This window comes from Synechococcus sp. Cu2B8-bc1011 (genome assembly GCF_047302735.1).
Lineage (GTDB): Bacteria > Cyanobacteriota > Cyanobacteriia > PCC-6307 > Cyanobiaceae > Synechococcus_C.
On record NZ_CP138915.1, the window covers coordinates 1,282,166 to 1,303,663 of the forward strand.

Here is a 21,498-nt window from a genome sequence, read left to right on the forward strand (position 1 = left end):
TGATCCCAATTGTGCATGAATCATCAAAGCAACGGATGGTCGTTGAGGCGTCCTGTGAATGGATGGCTAGTACTGAAAACAGTGGATGAGATCGCAATGGCATTTCGCACGCTCACCCGTCATGGAAGAAGCTTCGTGTTGGCTTCAGCTCTTGGGGCTGGTCTATTAGCCGGCTTCAACGCTAGGGCTGACGGCGTGCATTCCCATGGGCAGGCGCACAACTGCCCCTCAGCAGCGATTGAGAAGACAGCCACCGTGGTCACACCCGTGACCAAGGCCAATTACGCCGCCGCTGAGACGGAGGTGATTTTGGCCGACTATGTCCGCAAGATTGCCAAAGGCACCTGCAGTGACGGGATGGGGGTGTTTCTTCACCAGCACGCGGCGATGGATCCTTCCGAACGCTCGATTCTGCGCCCCAATTTCGACACCCTCTATTCCTTCGCTGTTCTCGATCTTCAGCAACCTGCCACGGTTGTTCTCCCAGAAACCGAGCGCTATCAGATTCTCGAGGTGGTGGACGATGAGCATTGGATCCCCCTGATCAGCGACAAGCCTGGGCGTTATCTCTTGACCAAGGAGGCGATGGGGAGTCGTTATGTGTTTGCTTTTGTGCGCACGCAGGTGAATATGCAGGATCCTGAGGACCTGAAGCAAGCAGGAGTTGTTCAAGATCAGATTCAGTTGGAGCAAAGTGCTCCAGGTGTGTTTGTTTCCCCCAACAAGTACGACCAGCAAGCGATTCTTGCCATGCGTGCCGATTACAACAATCGGCGGCAGCCTGAGGGCATTACGTCTGAGATGGCATTTGGCAAAAAAGGAGAGATCAGCGAGGAGATGCGTAATTTCGGTGTTGCGATTGGCTGGGGTGGGCTGCCAAAGCAGGGTGCGGTTTATCCCTTCCCGAATGTTGTGAATTCCACGAAGCCTCAGACGTTGACCCTTAAAAATGTCCCCAATGATCCGCGGGCATTCTGGTCAGTGACTGTGTATGACGCGGAAGGATTTTCCACTGGTGAAAATTACAATATTAATAGCGCGTTTGCGAAAGCAAATGAACAAGGAGACTATGTCATTCACGTGGGTGGGGATAAGAATCAGGACAATTATCTTGATATTTTCCCTGGTTGGAATGCGGCTATTCGTATTTACTCGCCAACGGACGCTTATTTCAATGGAAGTTGGACCCCGCCTCAATTTCAACCCGCTCAATGAGTGCAAAGCCCAGGTGCAAAAACCGGGCTTTTTTAACCCATGTTGAGCTGCGTTGGTGGTTGATGGGTTGTGAACACTTTTCCTTACCCTAGTTCGCCTTGTTGCTTCTCTGCAGATGAGGCGTTGCTTCGTTCATCAGAGTCAAGCCTGTGTCCATTCCTAGTGCTTATTGGTTTCATTGTTGACAAGGAGGATCGCCATCAGAGAGGTGATCCCAATAGGGCAAAAGCCTGATTCTTTTTTGTCTGCATTCCGCGCCCTACCTGTAGAAAGTGTATGAACAGGATTCCTTCTTAATAAGGTATGTCAGGCATTTCCAGCAAGCTTCGCAGGCGTTCTTCTGTTTTGCTGCTTACATCGATGGCGGTGGCCGCTGTTAGTGCTTCGGATCGTGTCGTCCATGCACAACAGTCACAAGTGAGTAAGAGTTATACCACTCCCATTCCTGAGGAGATTTTCACTCCAGATACCGTCAAGACGAGTGCCGGAACGTTTCGCTTCTTCGATGGGATGCCTGATGAGGCAACGGTTCGGACAAGCTTTGAAAATCTTAAATTTATTCGTGGTTATGAAACGTTTCTGACCTTGATGCCCGCAGCAAGTATCGAAATGCTGCGCCATGGTCATGCGGAAATTGGCGTTGATGATCACACCAAGGTGGCCTTGTTGTCTCCCTTGTATTCGAACCCCCTGTTCCTCACAGGTAATACGGATACGATTTACGGCTCAACGTTTTTCAACCTTCAGGACACCGGTCCGATGGTGATCGAAATCCCTGCTGGGCTTGGTCCAGGCACGATTAACGATGCCTTCTTCCGCTTTGTGGCTGATACGGGGGCTCCGGGGCCTGACAAGGGGAAAGGTGGTAAATATTTGATCTTGGGACCCGATGATACCGAGCCAAGTAATGTTGGCGATTATTTTGTATTTCGCTCTCCAACTTATTCAAACTGGTTGATTCTCAGGGCTTTCCTTGATTCCAATGGGAAACCTGATAAGGCTATCGCTAATTATGAAAATGGATTGCGTCTTTACCCCTATTCGCAAAAAGACAACCCACCTCAGATGAGCTTTATCAAAGCTGGTGAAAAGGTGTTCAATACGGTACATGCCAACAATTTTGAGTTTTTCAATGAGCTCAACACGGTGATCCAACGTGAGCCCATCGCCTTTTTAGATCCCGAGCTGAGGGGATTGGCATCGTCGATTGGTCTCGAAAAAGGAAAACCTTTCGCTCCCTCTCCACAAGATCGAGAGATTTTGGAGGAAGCGATTCAAGTGGGTGTGGCTTATGTGCGTTCTGATATGGGTAAGCCTCGTAATCAAGATGTTTACTTCTATCCAGGCAAGCAATGGTTCACTCCGTTTGGTGGCGGAAGTTACGAGTGGCTTGTTGATGGTGGGAAAGGCGGCCGTAACCTCGATGCTCGCAACAATTTTTTCTGGGGCTACACCGTCAATACTCCAGCCATGGTGCTGAAAATGGTGGGAGTTGGTTCCCAGTATGGAGTGGTAGCTACCGACTCCAATGGTGTTTATCTCGATGGAAGTAAAACCTACAAATTCACCATTGATAAAGATGTTCCTGCGAAGGATTTTTGGTCGATGGTTGTGTATGACCCGCAGACCCGCTCTGAACTGCAGACAGGTCAACTACTGCCAAGTAAAAATAGCGTCCGAAATAAAGATATAAAAGCGAATGCTGACGGCAGTATCGATCTGTATTTCGGTCCTAACGCACCTGCCGGACAAGAAGCTAATTGGATTGAAACTGTGCCTGGTAAGGGTTGGTTTGCTGTCTTCCGCCTCTATGGTCCACTGCAGCCTTGGTTTGATAAAACCTGGCAACTGAATGACATTCAGCCTCTTGGTTGAGGTCTGAACTGCACCACTTTTTTCTTTATCCTCAACCATGACTGTATTCACTCGTTTCCCATCTGCTGCTCTTTCAGCTTTGTTCTTGGCTTGTAGCGGTTCTGCGCTTCATGCCGCTGATGTTGCGCCGAAGGGCTACAACACGCCTATTCCTGTTGACGTGCTGACTCCAGATACCGTGAACACACGGATCGGCACGTTTAATTATTTCGATGGTTTCCCTGATGATGAAACCATGCGAAAGGCTCGCCGTCAGGTGGATCTGGGCCGTGGAATCCAGACGTTCCTTAATTTCATGCCAGCAGCTTCGTTGGAGATGCTGTATGTGGGTCACCGTGATGGCTATGGAATGAAGCCAAATCAGGACATCGGCATCTTTGATGAGCTGATGAGCTCCAAGTCTCTTTGGCTCACCGGAAACACCGATACGGTGTATGCCTCAGCTTTTCTCGATCTCAGTGATGGTCCTGTCGTTGTTGAGGTCCCACCTGGCACTGGACCAGGAACAGTAAATGATGCTTTCTTCCGCTTTGTGGTGGATATGGGAGGCCCTGGTCCTGACAAGGGAAAGGGAGGTAAGTATCTGATTGTTGGACCAGGCCAACAGGTTCCGGCCTCGACTGATGGATTTTATGTAGCGAAAACTTCAAGTATCATCAATTGGTTGATTCTTCGTGGCTTCCTCGATGATAAAGGCCAGCCTGCTACGGCACGAGATAGCTTTAGAAATGGCTTGAAGGTTTACCCCTATGCGATGAGGGCCAATCCCCAAAGAAATACTTTTAAGAATCTCACAGACTGGACGGTTAATACCATTCATGCCAATAATTTCAGATTCTACGAAGAACTGAATGAGGTGATTCAGCGAGAGCCTTCTGAGATGTTCTCCCCTGAGTTACTGGGCATGGCGTCAGCGATTGGCATCCAAAAAGGCAAGCCTTTTGCCCCGGATGCGGAGCAAAAAGCACTCCTTACAGAATCTGTAGCCATTGGTAATGCCACGGCTCGTTCGATCCTGTTTTCCCCTCAGGATCCCAAGGCTTATATCTACCCAGGCAAAGCTGGTTATTGGCAAACCGGCTTTCCTGGAGGCAGTCACGAGTATCTCGTGAACAATGGCAATGGTGGTCGCGATATGGATGGCCGCACTCTGTTCTTCTATCTCGCCACGGTGAACACACCGGCGATGGCCCTCGAGCTGCCTGGTGTGGGATCTCAATACGCTTTCTCTTCTCGGGATGGTAATGGCGCCTATCTCGATGGAGCTAACACGTACAAACTGAGAGTTCCGGCCAATGCTCCGGCGAATCGCTTCTGGTCGTTTGTGGTCTACGACCCTCAGACCCGTTCGATGTTGCAAAGCAACGAGTCGCCCTACCCAAGTAAAAACAACAAACGCAATCAGGACATGGTGAGCAACGCCGACGGGAGCGTGGACCTCTACTTCGGTCCTGAACCTCCCGTAGGCAAGGAGGCCAATTGGGTAAAAACGGTTCCTGGTAAGGGTTGGTTTGGAATCTTTCGTTTGTACGGGCCCGAGCAGGCTTGGTTCGACCGGACCTGGAGGCTGGGCGCGATCGAAAAGCTCTAAACAACGTTGATCTGAATTCCTTCGTCAGGAGCCAGATTCTTGGCTCCTGACGTTGTTGCGAAGACTGGCAATGAAGAACACAAGGCAAATTCCCCAGATGATGCCTTTCACGATGATGGAGTTCACATCCTCAATCGGATGATCTGGCCTGAAGGTGTTACCACGCAAATAGGCCTCTAAATGGGCAAAAAATGGAACAAACATTCCGCCTGCGGCGTATCCCCAGGACCCGGCAAGGTATAGAGAGGCATTCGCCATCTTTGCGGTGCATGCTGCGGCCGCAAGAAGCAATAAAAGTCCTGACCCGTAATCTTCCAGCATCGTCGTGGCGTTGATGCTGAAATAATCAAGACCGCGTCTCGATGTTTCGCCAAGGATGAAGATGGCGCCCATGGCGTATGCCATAGAATGAACTGCTTTCATGGATAACTTCTCTTTGGGTTGTTATTTGCAGGTTAAATATAGGTCGTTGTTTTGATGGTCCCGTGAGTGCACATTCATGGTGTGATCTTGGGAACACGTTGCTTTCTTCTTTAAAGTTGATGATGGTCAATGTGTTTGAAGTGATCTGATGGCTGCTAAGACTTCATACGATGTTGTGATCATCGGGGGTGGATTTGCCGGTGTTACTGCGGCACGAGATCTTCAGAAGAGAGGACTGAGCACCATTGTGCTGGAGGCGCGAGATCGCTTGGGAGGCCGTACCTATTACGAGGAGCGCAATGGCTTTCATGTGGAGCTGGGTGGCACATGGATTCACTGGACTCAGCCGTTTGTATGGGCTGAGAAAGAACGTTATGGGCTGGAGGTTCAGGAAACACCAGGTTGTGTCGCTGAGCGCATAGCGATCAAGATCGACGGCACGGTTCAGGAGCTGCAGGAAGGCCAACTGGGTGAATTCGTCGAAGGCTTCAACCGCTTCTTTGCCGAATCAAAGGGGGTGTGGGAGCGCCCCTATGACATTCACCACTGCTGGGATGCTGTGTGTGAAAGGGATGTTCTGTCCGTTGCTGACCGTCTCAATGCGCTCGATCTCACACCTTTGCAGCGCACCAGTCTTGGAGGGTTTTTGGAGATCCTTTCCATGAATCAACCGCAGAATGCCTCCTATGTGGAGATGATGCGCACCTGGTCACTCACCGGTTGGAACTATGAGCTGTTCAACGACACAGCAGCTCGCTACAAACTCACAAAAGGAACCGGTGCACTCGTGGAGGCGATCACCCGAGATGGTGGTTTCGAGGTAGCACTCAGCACTGCTGTGCGCTTCATTCAACAAACCAGCGAGGGTGTGAGCGTCACCACGGAGTCTGGTGAGCGGGTGATCGCTCAGCGCGCGGTGGTCACCGTTCCTTTGAATGTGCTCCACAACGTGCAATTTGAACCTCCCCTATCTGATGTGAAGCTGGCGGCCTCGAAGCTCAAGCATGTCGGTGGGGGTTGCAAGGTGTTTTTTGAAGTGCAGGGCGATCCCGGCGCGGTGATGACTCTTTCACGCTCAACGGATTCAGCCCTGATCGGCAGCTTCACTTACAAGCGGGGTGAGAAGCACTCGGTGCTCGCTGGTTTCAGCCTTGAACCTGACGCTTTGGAGAAGTCGGTCGAAGATTGGCAGCCCGTGCTGGAGGAATTCATTCCAGGGATAAAAGTGCTCTCCACTTTCGGGCACGACTGGGGTGGAGACGATCTCTCCCGAGGCAGCTGGTGCACCTATCGCCCTGGAACAGTTGCACGATTCACCGATGAATTACCCCGCCAAGAAGGTCATCTCTTCTTTGCCTCTGGAGATCATGCCCAGGGTTGGCGTGGGTTCATTGAGGGAGCGATTGCCAGTGGATCCCGCACGGCAGTCAATGTGGCTGATAGCTTCGCTTCTTGAAAGGTTAGGGCTCACGAGCTGTTCTTATCAGTTAAAGAACCAGCGCAGGCCGAGGTTCACGCCGCTTTGATCCACGCTGTAGGCGTTGCCTCCGCCTCCGGCGTAATCAAGCCCGAAATACTTGTAGGAAAGTGAGATCTGGGCAGAGTTTCCAAGGGCGTAGGCGATCCCTGCCTGCGCCGTTCCGCTCAGATCCTTTTCCCCACTTAGGCCAAATCCGCCGGCATCCAGATAGGCAAACGCCTGCCAGTCTTCGCTGATGGCATAGGTGCCAAAAGCACCGATCAGAGGTTGCACCCAGGTGTTGCCAAAGCTTTCTCTCGAGGCTCTCTCCAGTTTGCGCGTGTTCTCACGACTTACACGCCGACCCTCCACGGAAACTGTGGATTCGTTGCGAGCGGAAAAGTTCGTGTTGATGTTGGCATCGATCACTCGCGCTCCAACTATGCCAAGGAAACTGCCACTTCCTTTTTCCATCCGTGGTTTTTGAATCGCTCCTGCCCGGTAGCGGAATGCCAGATCAACGATGGTCTGATTGGCATCAACATCGACATCAAGATCTCCTTTGACACGAATCGTGCGCTGTCTGAGTGCGGAAGGAAGTCCCAGCTGATTGCGCAAGGGGTTCGTTGATTCCTTGAAGAAGGATTTGGATCCGCTTGTAGATAGGCTCCCGTAGTAAACACCGGCCATCAAACCTAATCGGCCGTATTCAACCTGAGCTTTGAAGGTGAGCGCTTCGTCGATGGTCTCGATTACATCCGAGAGGGAAAGTTCGGCATCATTTTTATTACCGTTGATCGTTGTCGAGCTATAGGTTGTTGGTACCAAGAATGCATAGAGGTCAAGATAAACACGCCAACTATCTTCCTCTTCTTTCTCGTTGTTTTGTGCATCTTCTTTACTCTCTTGACTAAGGATGAGAGGTGTTATTGTTTCTGTCTCGCTGATATCACTTTCAACGTTGGCGGCTAACTCAGTCTTGTTTTGAGATTCGCTGTGATCAATGTAGTCCGCCGCATTCAATGGTTTTGTCGCGACGTCCATGCACAACGAGCTCAGCGGTGCGAGGAGAGCCAGGGGGAGAAGGCGTGTCACGAGCGGCATTGAAAGTCCTCGAAACTTAGGGGGAGTCCTCTGTTCCTGCTGCGCTGTCTGATCCCATTCGTGCTTGTTTTGGTGAAATCCTATTGGCGATTTGATTGGATGCAATAAAACTCACTTGCTTTTATTTATCGATTAATGTCTTCGCGTTTCCGTGGGTGTTTTGCTCTGACGTGGCTGCTTGGATGTGCTGCCCTTCTGGCCCCTTCAGGTGTGCGAGCGCAAGATCAGGCTCAATATTTGGTAGCCGACCCCGTTGATTTTGATTTCTCACCTTTAGTCCATAGTGAGATCGCCCAAGCTTCCAATAATGCTGAGCCTGGCACGGAGAATCAACCGGTCACGGTGACTCCAGGCGAAGCGAAAGCGGCGGAAGAGGGTTCATTGGCCAAAGCGGCACAAAACCCGATTGCTAGCTTGATCAGCCTGCCCATTCAATGGAATAGCACCCCAAACACACAATGGGCTCCGAATCTTTTGGATCCCAATGCCAAGCGCAATCAGACTCAAAATGTTGTCAATGTGCAGCCGGTCGTTCCCTTCAAGGTGAGCGATGGCCTGACATTGGTGACTCGTACGATTGTGCCTTTTATTTCCCAGCCTTGGGTTGGCGGTACCTCGATTCAGGCGCTTGGAGATATCAATCCTTCGGTTTTCATTGTGCCAACGTTGAAGGGCAATTTCACTGTTGGAGTGGGGCCTACGGTAGTTCTTCCAACGGCTACCGACAGTAGGCTCAGTTCCGGGCAGTGGAGTGCAGGGCCTACGGGCGTTTTGGTTTATACCAAAGGAAAGGTTGTGGCCGGTGGCCTAATTAATAATATTTGGTCGTTTGCTGGTGATGGTAAGAAAAGTGATGTCAATAAAATGCTGATCCAGCCTTTTTTGAATTACAATCTTCCTAAGGGTTGGTATTTGACCAGTTCTCCAATTATTACTGCAAATTGGAACACGCCAGATAATAAGGGTTGGACGGTTCCTGTTGGTGCTGGCTTTGGTAGAGTCTTTGTAGTGGGAAAGCAGCCAGTTAACGCTTCTCTTAGCGCTTATTATAATCTTGTTAAGCCTGAAATTGCTGGAGAAACTCTCTTGGGAGATTGGACATTCCGTGCTCAAGTGCAGTTTCTGTTCCCCACTGGCAGCTGAAGTTAATTGATAGCTATGGCAGTTGAATTCAGGATTTATGGAGCTTTTTGATGATTTAAGAGTGGGATGATGGCATTAAAATTTCTCAATAAGCCGTAGATTTGTGTTTTCTGGTGGCTTGGATTCGCTCCGGATTTTTCTGCTAGTCTTGGATTGTTTCTTTGCTCCTATGAGTATTCAAAATGATCAAATGATCGTTATCCCGTCAGGCAAGTATGTCGTTGGTTGTGATTCTTTTTATCCAGAAGAAGCGCCCGTTCGTTCCGTTGAGGTGAAGTCTTTTAGGATTGACCAATCTCCCGTTACCAATGTTGAGTTTGCCCATTTTGTTTCTGAAACGGGGTATGTAACGGTCTCTGAGAAGCCTCCCGATCCTGTTTTGTATCCAAACCTGCCGCCGGATCAACAGAATCCGGAGTCAGCGGTGTTCATTCCGCCGCCGCCAACCGTCGATCGCAATCAACCGATGTCTTGGTGGGCCTTGATCGAAGGAGCCGATTGGCGGCATCCCCAGGGGCCTGATTCCAGCATCGGAGACAGGATGGATCATCCTGTCGTTCATCTCGCCTACGAAGACACGCTTGCCTACGCCCAATGGATTGGCAAACGTTTACCGACTGCTGATGAATGGGAGGTTGCTGCCAGAGGCGGCTTGATTCAGCAGAACTATGCGTGGGGTCAGGAAATGACACCTGGTGGTCAGTGGCTTGCCAATGTCTGGCAAGGACCTTTCCCCTGGAAGAACGAGCAGGTTGACGGATGGTTTTGGACGTCTCCTGTGGGATCTTTTCCACCCAATGGCTACGGCCTTGTCGACATGTGCGGCAATGTTTGGGAGTGGACCTCCACATTGTTTCCTGTTCCCAAAGGTGAGCAAGAGCGTCGGATCATCAAGGGGGGATCCTTTCTGTGTGCGGAGAACTACTGCCACCGCTTCAGGCCAGCGGCTTTGATGGGACAAACGATTGATACGGCAACTTGCCATATGGGATTCCGTTGTGCAGCGGATTCAGACTGAGATCTTTCGGAGCTGATCACGAATCATCAACACGCTGAGTGTGAGGTGAATCCCAGTTCCAAGCCAGACGGCAACTCCACCTGACAAATCCCGGACCGCCAAGGCGAACAAGAGGATTGAGGCAGTGCAGTTGTAAATCAGTAACCCACGTTTTGCAGCCGCTGGGCATGGGTTGCCCCAGCACGCCACCCCTAGCCCTATGAGCGCCAGTCCGTACAGCTGTGTGAGCTGTTCGCCTGCGGCACTGGGAGGCGATCGGAACAGTAACTGCATGGCCAATGTTGGAAGGACCAGCAGCGATGCCCCTGTAACCAGTTCAATGACGGCAGCGAAACGGTACAGAAGGGAGGTATGGGCCACGAGCCTTACTTTTAACTTGACGATCGAAGTCAAGGCTACCTGCACTTTGTTTGGATTCCTTTTGGTGGGTCAATCTTTGGCTTGGCTTTGACTCATATGAGGCCTAATAGGGAGTGCGCTGATCCTCAGGATTACCCCTTTGTGGTACCACTCAAGTTTCTAGAATTTGTTTGATTTAGCATTCTTGTGATAGCAGATGCTGAATTGTCTCGAACGAAGGATGGTGATCCGATTCGTGCGAAATCAACACCTTTCGATGGCTGTTCTCGAACCAAGTTGCTAGGTCATAAGGAAGCTTTTTTTCTCGGATGCACCGGCTTGAAATTAGTCTGTTGATGTTGGCTTTGCTTTGCGGGGGGGTGCCCCTAGGAGGCTCTGCCCAAGCTGCGGAAGCACCACCTCACTGTGAATCCAACATTGGATCCCCTCCCGTGCTGAAGGAATTAAAACGTGGTCTTCTAGAGGGATATCTGGCACAAGAAGCACGGCCCGATTCTTTGAAACTGCTCGATCCGCCTCCCACGCCAGGATCGGCAGCCTTTGCTCTCGACGAAGAGGTTGCCACGGCGAGTTTTCCTGGTCAGGGAAGTTCGCGTTGGCAACTGGCGGCCGGTGATGCCGAACTCTCCTTCCCAGCAGCAGCTGCAGCCTTTTCATGCACCCTCGGGATCGAGATCTCTGAGGAGGAGACCCCACGGCTCTACACACTTCTGCGTCGAACACTGACGGATGCAGGGCTTGCGACTTACAAAGCGAAGGAGCATTACCAGCGGCGAAGACCTTTTTTGATTAATGGGCAGCCGATCTGCACACCCGATGAAGTGGATGAGCTCACCACCGACTGGTCGTATCCATCCGGCCATACCTCAGTGGGCTGGGCTTGGGCTCTGATCCTCAGTGAAATTGTGCCGAACCAACAGGATCAAATCCTTCAGAGGGGAAGGGAATTCGGCAAGAGCCGGAATGTTTGCAATGTGCACTGGTACAGCGACGTGCAGGCGGGCCTTCTGATGGGCGCAGCAACGGTGGCACAACTCCAGGCCAATCCTGTTTTTCGTGCTGACTTACGTGCGGCAGCACTAGAAATTCAGCAGCAACAAGCGTTGAATTCCAGCGCAACGGGCCTCGATTGCGAGCTTGAGCAGAACGCGTTGCGTCCCTGATGGCCAAGGGGAAAACGATTTCTCACTCCATCGCTAGACGACGACTTATCCCAGGACCGAGCAATGCCCTCAACCCTTGTTCTGAATGCTGATCTCGATGTTTGCCCGGCTCTGGGGACATGGATCGTTAACAACACCCAACTCCTCTCCGGGTTTTCACTCTTGATCGGAGACGACGTGTTGCAGGAGCTCGCCCGGCGACATGACTTCAAGGACCTCTCGATCATTCGGGGCCGGGCGATTCGCCAAGGTGGAGACATTGCGATGGCCGCCACAATCCTCAACGGAGAGATCAGTGGTCTCATCCACTTCCCTTCACCACCTGAACGTCAAGCCAGAGATGTGCTGTCAGAACCTCTGGTTCGTGCAGCACTGCTCAGCGACCTACCGATCGCCCTGAATCCAGCGACAGCATCTGCACTGATGCAGGGCGTCAAAAGGAGTCGTAGGGGGTATCTGATTTTTAACCCAGTTGCCGGCCAGGGAGATCCTGAAACTGAACTTGCCGAAATCCGCGGCCATCTCGAACCGCAGTTCATGCTGCAGATCTGGATGACTCGACCCGACTTAGATCCCGCGGAACAAGCCAAAGACTTGATCAAGGAGATCCAAGCCTTTGATTCTGATGGGGAAGGACAATCGATCATTATTGCTTCAGGAGGCGATGGAACCGTTGGCGCCGTTGCTAGCGCACTTCAAGACAGCAATATTCCCCTTGGCATCATTCCCCGTGGCACCGCCAATGCCTTCTCGGTTGCGCTGGGAATTCCTACAGGATTAAAGGCTGCCTGCACGAATTTGCTTCTTGGCAATCTCCGTCGCGTTGATGTCGCATTGTGCAACAACCGACCGATGATTTTGTTGGCAGGCCTCGGTTTTGAAGCGGGAATGGTTGACAAAGCGAGCCGCGAATTGAAGAACATCCTTGGCCCAATGGCCTACATTTTTTCAGGTGCTCGGCAGTTAGTGGATCAACAACCTTTCCATGCCACGATGCAGATTGACGGACAGGAATACAGGCTTGATGCCAGTGCTATCACGATGGCAAACGCCGCTCCGGCCACATCCCTGATGGCCCAGGGTTTCGGCGAGGTTATTCCCGACGATGGATTGCTCGAGGTCATCGTTGCCTCTCCGAAGGACCGCATTAGTGGACTTTCAGTGCTCTCAAGTCTTGCTTGGTCAGCGATCATGAGCAGCAGCGCCAATCACAACAACAACATTGCTTGTTTTCGAACCAAACAATTACAGATTGAGTTGAATGATGTACAGAAACTGGTGATCGATGGTGAAGTTCTCGATGCGAAAACCATCACTGTGAGCGTGAATCCCGGAGCCTTGCAGGTTGTAGCTCCAATCCCCCTCAAATCTTGAACTTCGCCAGCGATCCCAGTATCCAGCGGAAGATCAGCAAAATGTCCGCTCGCGTGCGCTGGAACCATCCGGAACTGATTCGCCAAGGAATTGACCAGACCAGGCTCGTGATCGACCGGGGGAAGAACAACCCTGGGATCGATGAAGCCTTTCACTTTCTGGTTCTGGGCGACAGTGGCACTGGTCGTCATCGCTTCCAGAGTCCTCCCCGTCGGATTGCTGAACGACTGCTACCCCATAAAGCGGATGCAGCCTTTGTGTTGCATACCGGAGATGTGGTCTACCTGGTAGGCGCTTTGGATCAGTATCGCCTCAATTTTATGAGGCCTTACCGGGAATGGCTTCATCACGGTAATGATTGGAACAGCATCAGCCCTGAAGGCCTGGTCTTTAACCAGCCATTCCTGCCAGTACCAGGCAATCACGACTACTACGATCTATCTCTGCCTGTTGCCTTACTCGCGGGCCTCACCCTTCCGTTGCGCCGCTATTTGCAATGGTTCGATGATATCGACGCGGGATGGCGAGGTTCTAGGCAAGGCGAGGCCTACGCCCGTGTTTTTTTGGATGTTCTGAATCAAATACCTCCAGCCCGACTCACAGCCCATCTCAACTTGCATTACGACGCAGTTTGGGATGGACAGCGATGTTTGCGATACCGGCCCGGTGTGAACACCCGTCTGCCAAATCGTTATTTCCGTTTCCGACATGCTGGTGTCGATGTGTTCGCGATCGATTCGAACACCCTGATTACCCCTGAAAAACCAACGAGCAACCGACGCAACCTCAGGGGGGATTTACGGATTCTGGAAGAACGCCAAACCCTTATCTACAAAACATTGGCGAGTAGCAGCCTCGATGAAGACCATCGGGATGAACTGTTTGATGAGCTAGAGACGCTCCAGGAGGAATGCTTCGATCTTCAACGTCAAATCAATCAAATCAATCAGATCAAACAAGGCGTGATGGTTGACCATGAGCAACTGGAATGGCTCAAAGAGGGGTTAATCGCATCCCATCGCGATCCATCGGTGAGGGGCAGGATTTTGACGATGCATCACCCTGCATATGTCACTGAGAAAACAAAATGCAACCAGGCCGATACGCATGCGATTCGCAGACAATTGCGCGATGTGTTCGATGCCGTTGTGAGGGCTCTAGGGGAGGAGCTCGGATCGACCAAACCCGTTGATCTTGTGCTCAGTGGCCACGCCCATTGCCTGGAGGTGCTGCGCACCCATGACACCGGACATGCAGACAGCCACCTCAACTGGGTGATTTGCGGAGGCAGCGGCTATGGATTGCGATCTCAGCGACGCGAAGGAGCCGAGCTCATCGAAGACCAAGCGGAAGGCGAGGCCAAGGTGGTGGCAACCAGCAAGCTGTTTGTCGGTCGGAACTGGACAGCTGCGCAGGGACGCAATGGCTATAGCGGCCTGCGGGTCGACATTGCAGAGGGTCGCCCCCTCAGCATCCGTTTAACGCCTTTGGTTTCGTGTCGAGACAGCAACGGTTGGCTTGATGCAGACCCGGAGCCGATCACCCTACGGACGTGACTCAGGGCTCATCAGGATTTCAGTTCTGGCATCGACACCACCGTGATTGCAGGTTGAGCCCTAAGGACGGCTACGGACCCAGTGTTGAACGATGGCAAGGATCAATCTTGATGGGTCTTGTGAAGATTATTGAGACAGCTGAATGATGATCTTTTGTGATTGATCAATGGGCAAAAAGCATGAATCTGCCCATTCTCGTGGAGCTATCCAGCCGGCGACCTGCAAGGAGCAATGCCTGACTCCGCACTGAGGCTGGTCCTAATCGTGCAAATTTGCGGAGAGTCTCAGACAAACGTCGATGACCCGTCTAAACAATAAGTTCACCTTGAATTGGAAGTGTCTCCAATGGGTCACTGAAGATTCTGGTGTCGCTCCGGGTGGATACCTATCGATCCAATCGGCGGCAACAGCTCGATTACTCGTGATTTTTAACCATTTGCGCTTTGGAATTGTTTCAAAGCCCAAACGCCGTTGAACCAACCATTTTCATTTCCCTGCGTTATGTCTGTTCGATCCCGTTTCACTCGCCTATCCAAACAGATTGCTTTGGGCGGTGGAATCATGATTCTTTCAACAGCATCGATTAGCCAAGCCGCACCCAATCAAAATTCCAGAGCAGTTTTTAATCGAACCAGGCTCCCGATCGCTGAGCCGAGGCCAGAAAAGGTCACCAAGGTGCTCCCTTCGGAGGTTCCATTGCCAGCTCAGTGGGAGGTGACGGCACCAGCCGGTGCTCCCAATGTGGTGATCATTCTCCTGGATGATGTGGGTTATGCAGCTCCGTCCGCATTTGGCGGCGTGGTGAACATGCCGACGGCGGAAAAGCTTGCCGATAATGGGTTGCGTTACAACAAATTTCACACCACAGCCCTCTGTGCACCGACTCGGGCGGCGTTGAAGTCCGGTCGCAATCACCACAAGGTCAATACGGGATCGATCCCAGAGATCGCCACTGGTTATGCGGGGAATTCCACCGTGGTGCCGGACTATGCCGTGCCAGTTGCAGAAATCCTGAGACTCAATGGCTACAACACTGCGGCCTTCGGCAAGTGGCATGAAACACCAGGCCGTGAGACCACGGCGGCCGGCCCTCAGACCCGTTGGCCAACGCGCCAGGGCTTTGAGAAGTTCTACGGCTTTGTTGGGGCGGAAGACAATATGTGGGAACCCACCATTCACGATGGTGTCACCGTTGTCGATGCACCGAAGAAAGATCGATATCACTTCACAGAAGACATGACCGATCAGGCGATCGGCTGGGTACGCCAACAGAAGTCAATCAAGCCGGATAAGCCATTTTTCGTCTACTACTCCTCAGCCGGTGCGCACTCCCCGCATCATGTGGGTAAGGAATGGATTGCCAAATACAAAGGCAAGTTTGATGAGGGCTGGGATGTTCTTCGAGAGCGCAATCTTCAGAATCAAATCAAGGCAGGGATTGTTCCCGAAGGCACTCAGATGGCCAAGGCTCCAGACAGTATTCCCAAATGGAATAGCCTCACGCCTCAGCAGCAGCGAATCTATGCCCGTCAAGCAGAAGTTTTTGCTGCCTTTACTGAGCACTCCGATCACGAAGCCGGACGTTTGATCAAGGCGATCGACGATCTTGGCGAGTTAGATAATACTTTGGTGATTTACATCACTGGTGATAATGGCGCCAGTGTTGAAGGGGATAGGACTGGTCAGTGGAATTGGAACCACTACCTCAACGGTGTTGGAGAAACGCCTGACGAACAGGAGGCCAAGCTTGATGAGTGGGGAGGACCGACGACTTATCCCATGTATCACATGGGCTGGGCAATCGCCTTCAATTCACCCTTTGCTCTCTCTAAACAGGTTGCTGGTGATTTCGGTGGAACACGCAACGGCACGGTGATTCATTGGCCGAAACGCATCAAACAAGGTGGTGGGCTACGCACACAGTTCTCGCATGTGAATGATGTGGCCCCAACAATTCTTGAGGCGGCCAATCTGCCGATGCCCACCATGATCAATGGCATCCCACAGATCCCCATGCAAGGAACCAGCCTGATGTACACATTCGATAATCCAGGTGCGAAAGAAAGGCACAACACGCAGTATTTCGAGATTATTGGTAATCGTGGGATCTATCACAATGGTTGGATGGCGCGGGCAACAATCATGTATCCCTGGATGGCGCCGAAGAGAATGAACACGGTTGCGGCAGATGATGGTTGGGAGCTGTATGACACCACGGTTGATTTCAGCCTTTCGAATGATCTGGCTGCCCAATATCCTGAGCGTCTTGAGGCCATGAAGGCGAAGTTTATGGAGGAGGCGATTGAGAATCAGGTATTGCCACTGGATGATCGTCTTCTCGAGCGTCTTGTGCCTTCTGTTGCCGGGCGGCCAACGCTTTTAGGTGATCGAACCTCCATGGATTTGTATCCCTATGCCTGGAACATGGTCGAAGACTCGATCATCAATGTGAAGAACGTTTCGAACAGTGTGACGGCCTATGTTGATGTGAAAGGCGGTGGAGAAGATGGCGTGATCTTCTCGCAGGGCGGGCGATTTGGCGGCTGGTCGTTGTACGTTGAGAATAATAAGCCTGCATATACCTACAACTACATGGGAGATCTCTTTACCTTCAAGAGCAATAAGCCATTGCCTATGGGTAAATCTGTTGTTCGCTTTGAGCTCGATTACGATGGTGGTGGCACTGGGAAGGGTGCTGATGTGCGTATGATCCTCAACAACGAGGTGGTGGCTGAAGGTCGTTTAGATAAAACGATCGCATCTCGCTTCTCGATCGATGAGGGTGCGGACGTGGGTCTCGACCGCGGATCTGCGGTGACGGTTAAAACGATCGGACCTCGTCGCTATAGCGCTTACGGCGGCCAGATCGACAAGGTTACCCTTGAGATTTATCCCAAGGAGAGTGATGCAAAAAGCTGATTGAACCGATCAATTGCTTCAATAGCGGTGGTGTTTCCTTATGAGAAATACCACCATAGAAGTATTCGAACTTTGCCTTCGACCAGGATCTCAAATTTGCACGGATGGGATCGATGGCAAGGATCAACTATTTATTTGTTGACTTCAGCCATGTGTCGCTTGGGGCCTCTGCAAACAGGTTTTGGTAAGCCTTGGCGAAATGTCCACGACTTTGAAACCCATAGTGTTGAGCAACTTGGGTGATCGTTTTAAAATTTTCATCTGCACGCGCTTCGGTTGAACGCAAGATCCAATTCACTTGCTCGAGGCGTACACGTTTCATCATTTCCATCGGACCCATGCCAAGTGATTCTTTGCTTCCCTGGATCAGGGTCCGTCTCGATGCAAATAGCGATTCGCTGATTTGATCAAGGCTGAAGTCATTGCGAGAATTCTTGAAGGCCCAATCTATAAATTCTCTGACTAGTTCTTGACGGGGAGATGGTGCAAAAGTTATGTAATCCACATTGTGCTTGTCATTCAGAGCATTCAGGAATGAACTGTATAGATGGTTTGTTGCCTCTCGTCGATGCAGCGTTGTCAGGGGTGGATTTAGGAGTAAATTTTTAAACTTTTTCCGAAACTGTGCATGCATTACAGGCGTAATCTGCAATGAATTGTTGGTTTCTAGTTGAGGGATAAGCTCTTCTCCTGTGTAATGGCAGATGAAAGAGTTGAATCGACGGATCGACAGGATTGCTAGGAAAGTGGTGCTGTTGGCTGTGAGTTGGAAATGGGATTCGACTTGTCCCTGACGAAAACCATTGAGGGAGTAAGGGGCAATTGGCTGGTTGAATAACCGATGTTCATCGGCTACTCCCGTCGCTTCAAAACAAAAACTCATGCAGTCGTCTCCCCTCTCTCCATTCAGAAGTAGACGCTGATTGGTGCGAATTTCGAGCAGGCACATGTTGCCTAAGTTGAGCATGGTGAAGCATCCCTCTAGAGGGCCTGGGCTGAGTTGAACGGCATCAAGTGATTTGCCAATCCGTTTGAACAGCTGCTTTAGTTCGCTAGCAGAGTGAAAGGTGGTTTTCGTGCTCTGATCAGCCTGAGCACCCGTACCACGAGGTGTCAAGACTCCACTTCTCACAGTGCATGTGATGCTGGTAGACAAGAGATTGATTTGGTGAACCTTAGAATATGTGTTTTGTGTAGTGCGTGACGATTTGATCAACCCTTTCTGAGGTGGCCCATTGCTGAGACGATAGAAAGGTTGGTTGCGGTCAAGATAGAATGGCCGTGAGAATTAGCCTGAGCACGCTTGATTGACAAGCGAAAGTATATGTAATCATTCCTGTATTCGCTGTTAAGTAGGAGCAGTTGAATGCTATGGATGCTGAGATCTTTAAGGTGGACCACGGAGAAGTGGCCTTCAAGAGGACCGAGTGTCAGCTGCAGAATGTAAATATTTTCCCCAGCCTCGACAGGGCAACAGCCAACTCGCTGGCGCTGTTGAAGTTCGTGCTCAAGGAGCAGCTTGCAGACGTTGTGGAGGGGATGGAGCTCTGGCTGGGTGTTGCGCTTGGCATCTGCACCATGCGCACGCCTCTTTCAGCGACATTGCAAATCATGCATAAATTTTTCAATCGCTGGCGAATTGCTCACGCAAGTGAGGATTTGCGAAACATTGAAGATGCGCAAATCGCTGCATTTCTGCAGCTGTGGGCTGCTGTATCCAGAGGTGGTGTTGTCTTTTTCCAGCCTTTCTGACGCATTAGTTGCCGGGGGATGCATTCGTCCCACCACGTTGCTTGCGGGTTTAAGGCATGGCGCCGTGTCGCCCAGGCGTTTTCCCGTTGCTCTATTGCTCACGACCAGTGGCTTGGTGGTGGAGCCGTTTGCATGGCTGCAATCCCTTGGCTTTGGCAGCACGATTCAGACTTGCGCTGTCCCCGATGACCCGGTGGTGGTGATCGGCCACTGGCGCAGCGGCACCACCTATTTGCATCAGCTCTTGGCAGCTGACCCTTGTGCCGCCACCGCTCGCAACCACTTCACTATTGCTCCCCAGGCTGCATTAGTGCTGAAACCGTTGCTCAAGCCTTTGTTGAAGAGGTTGATGACACAGCATCGCCCGATCGACGCCGTGCCTTGGGGGGGCGATGATCCTCAAGAAGACGAGGTGGGGTTGGCCCGGCTCAGCATGGATACCAACATGGCTGGTATCGCTTTCCCGCAGCACTACCTAAGGCATTTCCGGCGCGCTGTGCTCAATAGTCCCCCCGAATTTGAGCAGCAGTTGCTTCATTTCACACGGCTCACCTGGCTGTATGAAGGTGCTGGGAAAACCCACCTCGTGATCAAAAATTCCGCCCACACCGCTCGGATTGCCTTATTGCTTCGGTTGTTTCCAAGGGCGCGTTTTGTGTATCTGCGCCGGCGGCCTATCGATTCGATTCGTTCACTCGTGCAGGTCAAGCAGCGTTTGGCCCACTTGGTTGGTCTTCAAGAGCCGCCATCCAGCCTCCAGCAAGTGGAGGAAACAGCGGCGGCCCATCACCAATTGCAAGAAGCCTTCGCGCGGTCGCGGCATTTGATCCCCAAGGGGCAGCTGGTGGAGATTGTGTACGACGACTTGGTGCAGTCACCGCTAGAGACGCTGCAGCGGATTTACAGCGCTCTTGAGATTGGCGGCTGGGACAGCGCACGCGATGCGATTGCGGCCCGTATTGCCAAGGGCAAGGCTTACAAAGCCAAGCCAGTTGTGTTGGAACCGGCGGCTGAGCAACGCCTGCAGGCCTTGCTCAGCTGAGCCGCTGGTGTTTGCTACTGACCAAAGGCCACCTGACAGGCCGCATTGAGCAATTGGGCCTCATTGGCATTCAAGGGAGCTCCGCCGTTGAGGGTGCCGTTGCGGCAGTTGGCGTTGAAGCGCACAGTGTCGTAACCGTTGTCGGCTTCAAAACTCACCACATCTCCAGTTGCCGTCACGCTTGGGTAGTAGAGCGAGTAATCAGAGTTTGGGACTTCGATGTAGCTCACCTGGTTGGATTGAGCTGAATTCACCAAGCTGTTGATGGTGCCAAAGGTGGCCATGCCAGCAAGACCCCAGGCGGCTGCTTGGCCGGGATACCAACGCCAATTGTTGTAGTAAGACCCGCCGTACCAGCCGTTGTTCCACGGGCGATTGTTCGACCAGCTCGATCCGCTGTACCAACCACTGCCGTAGCGATCCCAGTTGTTGACTGCATCGCGGCGGGTCTTTGAGCGATTGTTCACCCGATCATTGCGGCCGCTCTGGCGTTGATCCGTGCGGCTTGTTCGTCCCTGCTGACGGGAATCAATGTTGCTGCTGCGGGTGTTTTGTCGCGTTCCCCGGTTGTCGATTCGGCTGGTCTGACGTTGATCACGGGTCCCGCTGCGTGAGCTTTGGCGGTTGCTGCTCGAGCTGCTGCGTGAGGTTTGGCGGTTGCTGCGGGTGGATTGCCGCGTGCTTTGGCGGCTGCCGCTGTAGGAACTGAAACCTGTGCGTCCACTGCTGGACCGACTACTGGAGCGGGAACCACTGCTTCGAGAACCGCCTCCCCTTGAACCGCCTCCCCTTGAACCACCGCCTCTCGAGCCACCGCCGCCTCGACCACCGCGTTGGCTGATCAGTTGCTCGTCTGTTGCAGATGCTGTTGCCGCCTCAACTGTGAGAACACCATTGGCCTGATAGGCGGAAAGGACTGCGGCCGGTTGCAGCATCAGCAGAACGCCGATCGCTCCTACCAGACCGGTTTTTTTGACTTTCGATGTCATTTTTGAATCGCCTCCATCAGTCGATCGCAGCCTTGGTCAAAGCAGGTCACATCCACGCGGCCGTTATCTGCGAAAGCCATGCCGATGCGGGTGCGGCCTTGAATGGCATGCCCGCCTTGGATCAGCACATCGGCCAGGAAGGTGGGATTGTTCACACAAAAGGCCTTGTTGTTGAAGCAGAGCTGTTCGGTTTTGAAATTGATGGTGGCGTTTTTGACGGACGTCCACGCCTCGCTATTACTGGCTCGTCCTTCGATGCGGACGTAGGGGTCTTCGATCACGCGGTAGCTCACTGTGCGTGATCCAAAGCGATGGCGATATTCAGTGGAGTCATCTACATCAATCGCCTGCACCTGGCAGGAAAAATTGGGGGAGTTTGGGGTGCTGCAAGTGGTGTTGATCACGTAAAGCTCCTGGGCGAATACCGCTGGAGCGCCAAGGCCGCTGCAGAGCGCCAGCAGAGCTGTCAGCACCTTGCTTCGTTGGGAAACAAGCATTGAAAGGGTGGGTGCGCG

18 protein-coding genes are annotated in these 21,498 nt (G+C 52.1%); 12 read left to right on the forward strand and 6 right to left on the reverse strand.

The features are described 5' to 3' along the window. Positions 1–15 precede the first annotated feature (15 nt). The 3 genes from SIC18_RS06730 (at position 16) to SIC18_RS06740 (ending at position 4,681) form a co-directional block, all read left to right on the forward strand. Positions 16–1,215: a DUF1254 domain-containing protein gene (locus SIC18_RS06730; RefSeq protein WP_413430467.1), complete on the forward strand. Its 1,200-nt coding sequence runs from the start codon at positions 16–18 to the stop codon at positions 1,213–1,215. Between the two features lie 360 nt (positions 1,216–1,575). Then, entirely contained in the window at positions 1,576–3,090 is a 1,515-nt protein-coding gene (locus SIC18_RS06735) for a DUF1254 domain-containing protein (RefSeq protein ID WP_048348041.1), read from the forward strand. 37 nt (positions 3,091–3,127) lie between these two features. Next, on the forward strand, positions 3,128–4,681 hold the full coding sequence (locus tag SIC18_RS06740; protein WP_413430468.1) for a DUF1254 domain-containing protein: 1,554 nt from the start codon (positions 3,128–3,130) through the stop codon (positions 4,679–4,681). 24 nt (positions 4,682–4,705) lie between these two features. On the opposite strand, the gene SIC18_RS06745 is transcribed toward SIC18_RS06740, so the two are convergent. Continuing rightward, positions 4,706–5,074, reverse strand: coding sequence for a hypothetical protein (locus SIC18_RS06745; RefSeq protein WP_413430469.1), 369 nt, complete (start codon positions 5,072–5,074; stop codon positions 4,706–4,708). A 178-nt stretch (positions 5,075–5,252) separates the two neighbouring features. On the opposite strand from SIC18_RS06745, the gene SIC18_RS06750 reads away from it, so the two are divergent. Further along, the gene (locus tag SIC18_RS06750) at positions 5,253–6,560 is read left to right on the forward strand and encodes a flavin monoamine oxidase family protein (RefSeq protein WP_413430470.1); all 1,308 of its coding nucleotides are present in this window, start codon (positions 5,253–5,255) and stop codon (positions 6,558–6,560) included. 27 nt (positions 6,561–6,587) lie between these two features. Here SIC18_RS06750 and SIC18_RS06755 read toward each other — a convergent pair whose 3' ends face one another. Then, positions 6,588–7,658 (reverse strand): outer membrane protein, encoded by a 1,071-nt coding sequence (locus tag SIC18_RS06755; RefSeq protein WP_413430471.1) that lies wholly within the window; start codon positions 7,656–7,658, stop codon positions 6,588–6,590. A 144-nt stretch (positions 7,659–7,802) separates the two neighbouring features. On the opposite strand from SIC18_RS06755, the gene SIC18_RS06760 reads away from it, so the two are divergent. After that, complete coding sequence (locus tag SIC18_RS06760; RefSeq protein WP_413430472.1) at positions 7,803–8,810, forward strand: neuromedin U; 1,008 nt, start codon at positions 7,803–7,805, stop codon at positions 8,808–8,810. Between the two features lie 190 nt (positions 8,811–9,000). Further along, the gene (locus tag SIC18_RS06765; protein WP_245407248.1) at positions 9,001–9,828 is read left to right on the forward strand and encodes a formylglycine-generating enzyme family protein; all 828 of its coding nucleotides are present in this window, start codon (positions 9,001–9,003) and stop codon (positions 9,826–9,828) included. Here the strand turns inward: SIC18_RS06765 and SIC18_RS06770 are convergent. Next, positions 9,820–10,221 carry a hypothetical protein gene (locus SIC18_RS06770; RefSeq protein WP_245407249.1) on the reverse strand — a complete coding sequence of 134 codons (402 nt, stop codon included), beginning with the start codon at positions 10,219–10,221 and terminating at the stop codon, positions 9,820–9,822. The two genes, SIC18_RS06765 and SIC18_RS06770, sit on opposite strands and share 9 nt — an antisense overlap. A 275-nt stretch (positions 10,222–10,496) precedes the next feature. On the opposite strand from SIC18_RS06770, the gene SIC18_RS06775 reads away from it, so the two are divergent. The 4 genes from SIC18_RS06775 (at position 10,497) to SIC18_RS06790 (ending at position 17,200) form a co-directional block, all read left to right on the forward strand. Then, a complete protein-coding gene (locus SIC18_RS06775; RefSeq protein ID WP_048346081.1) occupies positions 10,497–11,351 on the forward strand; it encodes an acid phosphatase in 855 nt (284 codons plus the stop codon). A 63-nt stretch (positions 11,352–11,414) separates the two neighbouring features. Next, positions 11,415–12,725 (forward strand): diacylglycerol kinase family protein, encoded by a 1,311-nt coding sequence (locus SIC18_RS06780; protein WP_048346082.1) that lies wholly within the window; start codon positions 11,415–11,417, stop codon positions 12,723–12,725. A gap of 41 nt (positions 12,726–12,766) precedes the next feature. Further along, positions 12,767–14,281, forward strand: a complete 1,515-nt coding sequence (locus SIC18_RS06785; RefSeq protein ID WP_413430473.1) for a metallophosphoesterase family protein — start codon at positions 12,767–12,769, stop codon at positions 14,279–14,281. Between the two features lie 501 nt (positions 14,282–14,782). Further along, positions 14,783–17,200: an arylsulfatase gene (locus SIC18_RS06790; RefSeq protein ID WP_053068507.1), complete on the forward strand. Its 2,418-nt coding sequence runs from the start codon at positions 14,783–14,785 to the stop codon at positions 17,198–17,200. 127 nt (positions 17,201–17,327) lie between these two features. Here SIC18_RS06790 and SIC18_RS06795 read toward each other — a convergent pair whose 3' ends face one another. Next, positions 17,328–18,167, reverse strand: coding sequence for a helix-turn-helix transcriptional regulator (locus SIC18_RS06795; RefSeq protein ID WP_413430474.1), 840 nt, complete (start codon positions 18,165–18,167; stop codon positions 17,328–17,330). 404 nt (positions 18,168–18,571) lie between these two features. On the opposite strand from SIC18_RS06795, the gene SIC18_RS06800 reads away from it, so the two are divergent. Both SIC18_RS06800 and SIC18_RS06805 read left to right on the forward strand, forming a co-directional pair. Next, positions 18,572–18,952, forward strand: coding sequence for a hypothetical protein (locus tag SIC18_RS06800; protein WP_413430475.1), 381 nt, complete (start codon positions 18,572–18,574; stop codon positions 18,950–18,952). Continuing rightward, positions 18,876–19,994, forward strand: a complete 1,119-nt coding sequence (locus tag SIC18_RS06805; RefSeq protein ID WP_413429109.1) for a sulfotransferase family protein — start codon at positions 18,876–18,878, stop codon at positions 19,992–19,994. The genes SIC18_RS06800 and SIC18_RS06805 overlap by 77 nt, the downstream gene beginning before the upstream one ends. 14 nt (positions 19,995–20,008) lie before the next feature. Here the strand turns inward: SIC18_RS06805 and SIC18_RS06810 are convergent, their stop codons facing one another. Together SIC18_RS06810 and SIC18_RS06815 are read right to left on the reverse strand one after the other, a co-directional pair. Next, positions 20,009–20,983: a hypothetical protein gene (locus SIC18_RS06810; protein ID WP_413429110.1), complete on the reverse strand. Its 975-nt coding sequence runs from the start codon at positions 20,981–20,983 to the stop codon at positions 20,009–20,011. After that, positions 20,980–21,480, reverse strand: a complete 501-nt coding sequence (locus SIC18_RS06815; RefSeq protein WP_284498576.1) for a hypothetical protein — start codon at positions 21,478–21,480, stop codon at positions 20,980–20,982. Before SIC18_RS06815 ends, SIC18_RS06810 begins: the two co-directional genes overlap by 4 nt. Positions 21,481–21,498 lie beyond the last annotated feature (18 nt).

Coding starts and splice junctions, on each gene's coding strand:
- SIC18_RS06815 (WP_284498576.1), bottom strand. CDS start 21,480: ATGCTTGTTTCCCAACGAAGCAAGGTGCTGACAGCTCTGCTGGCGCTC.
- SIC18_RS06790 (WP_053068507.1), top strand. CDS start 14,783: ATGTCTGTTCGATCCCGTTTCACTCGCCTATCCAAACAGATTGCTTTG.
- SIC18_RS06805 (WP_413429109.1), top strand. CDS start 18,876: ATGCGCAAATCGCTGCATTTCTGCAGCTGTGGGCTGCTGTATCCAGAG.
- SIC18_RS06810 (WP_413429110.1), bottom strand. CDS start 20,983: ATGACATCGAAAGTCAAAAAAACCGGTCTGGTAGGAGCGATCGGCGTT.
- SIC18_RS06795 (WP_413430474.1), bottom strand. CDS start 18,167: ATGCTCAACTTAGGCAACATGTGCCTGCTCGAAATTCGCACCAATCAG.
- SIC18_RS06765 (WP_245407248.1), top strand. CDS start 9,001: ATGATCGTTATCCCGTCAGGCAAGTATGTCGTTGGTTGTGATTCTTTT.
- SIC18_RS06745 (WP_413430469.1), bottom strand. CDS start 5,074: ATGGGCGCCATCTTCATCCTTGGCGAAACATCGAGACGCGGTCTTGAT.
- SIC18_RS06800 (WP_413430475.1), top strand. CDS start 18,572: ATGGATGCTGAGATCTTTAAGGTGGACCACGGAGAAGTGGCCTTCAAG.
- SIC18_RS06750 (WP_413430470.1), top strand. CDS start 5,253: ATGGCTGCTAAGACTTCATACGATGTTGTGATCATCGGGGGTGGATTT.
- SIC18_RS06735 (WP_048348041.1), top strand. CDS start 1,576: ATGGCGGTGGCCGCTGTTAGTGCTTCGGATCGTGTCGTCCATGCACAA.
- SIC18_RS06740 (WP_413430468.1), top strand. CDS start 3,128: ATGACTGTATTCACTCGTTTCCCATCTGCTGCTCTTTCAGCTTTGTTC.
- SIC18_RS06760 (WP_413430472.1), top strand. CDS start 7,803: ATGTCTTCGCGTTTCCGTGGGTGTTTTGCTCTGACGTGGCTGCTTGGA.
- SIC18_RS06780 (WP_048346082.1), top strand. CDS start 11,415: ATGCCCTCAACCCTTGTTCTGAATGCTGATCTCGATGTTTGCCCGGCT.
- SIC18_RS06785 (WP_413430473.1), top strand. CDS start 12,767: ATGTCCGCTCGCGTGCGCTGGAACCATCCGGAACTGATTCGCCAAGGA.
- SIC18_RS06730 (WP_413430467.1), top strand. CDS start 16: ATGAATCATCAAAGCAACGGATGGTCGTTGAGGCGTCCTGTGAATGGA.
- SIC18_RS06775 (WP_048346081.1), top strand. CDS start 10,497: ATGCACCGGCTTGAAATTAGTCTGTTGATGTTGGCTTTGCTTTGCGGG.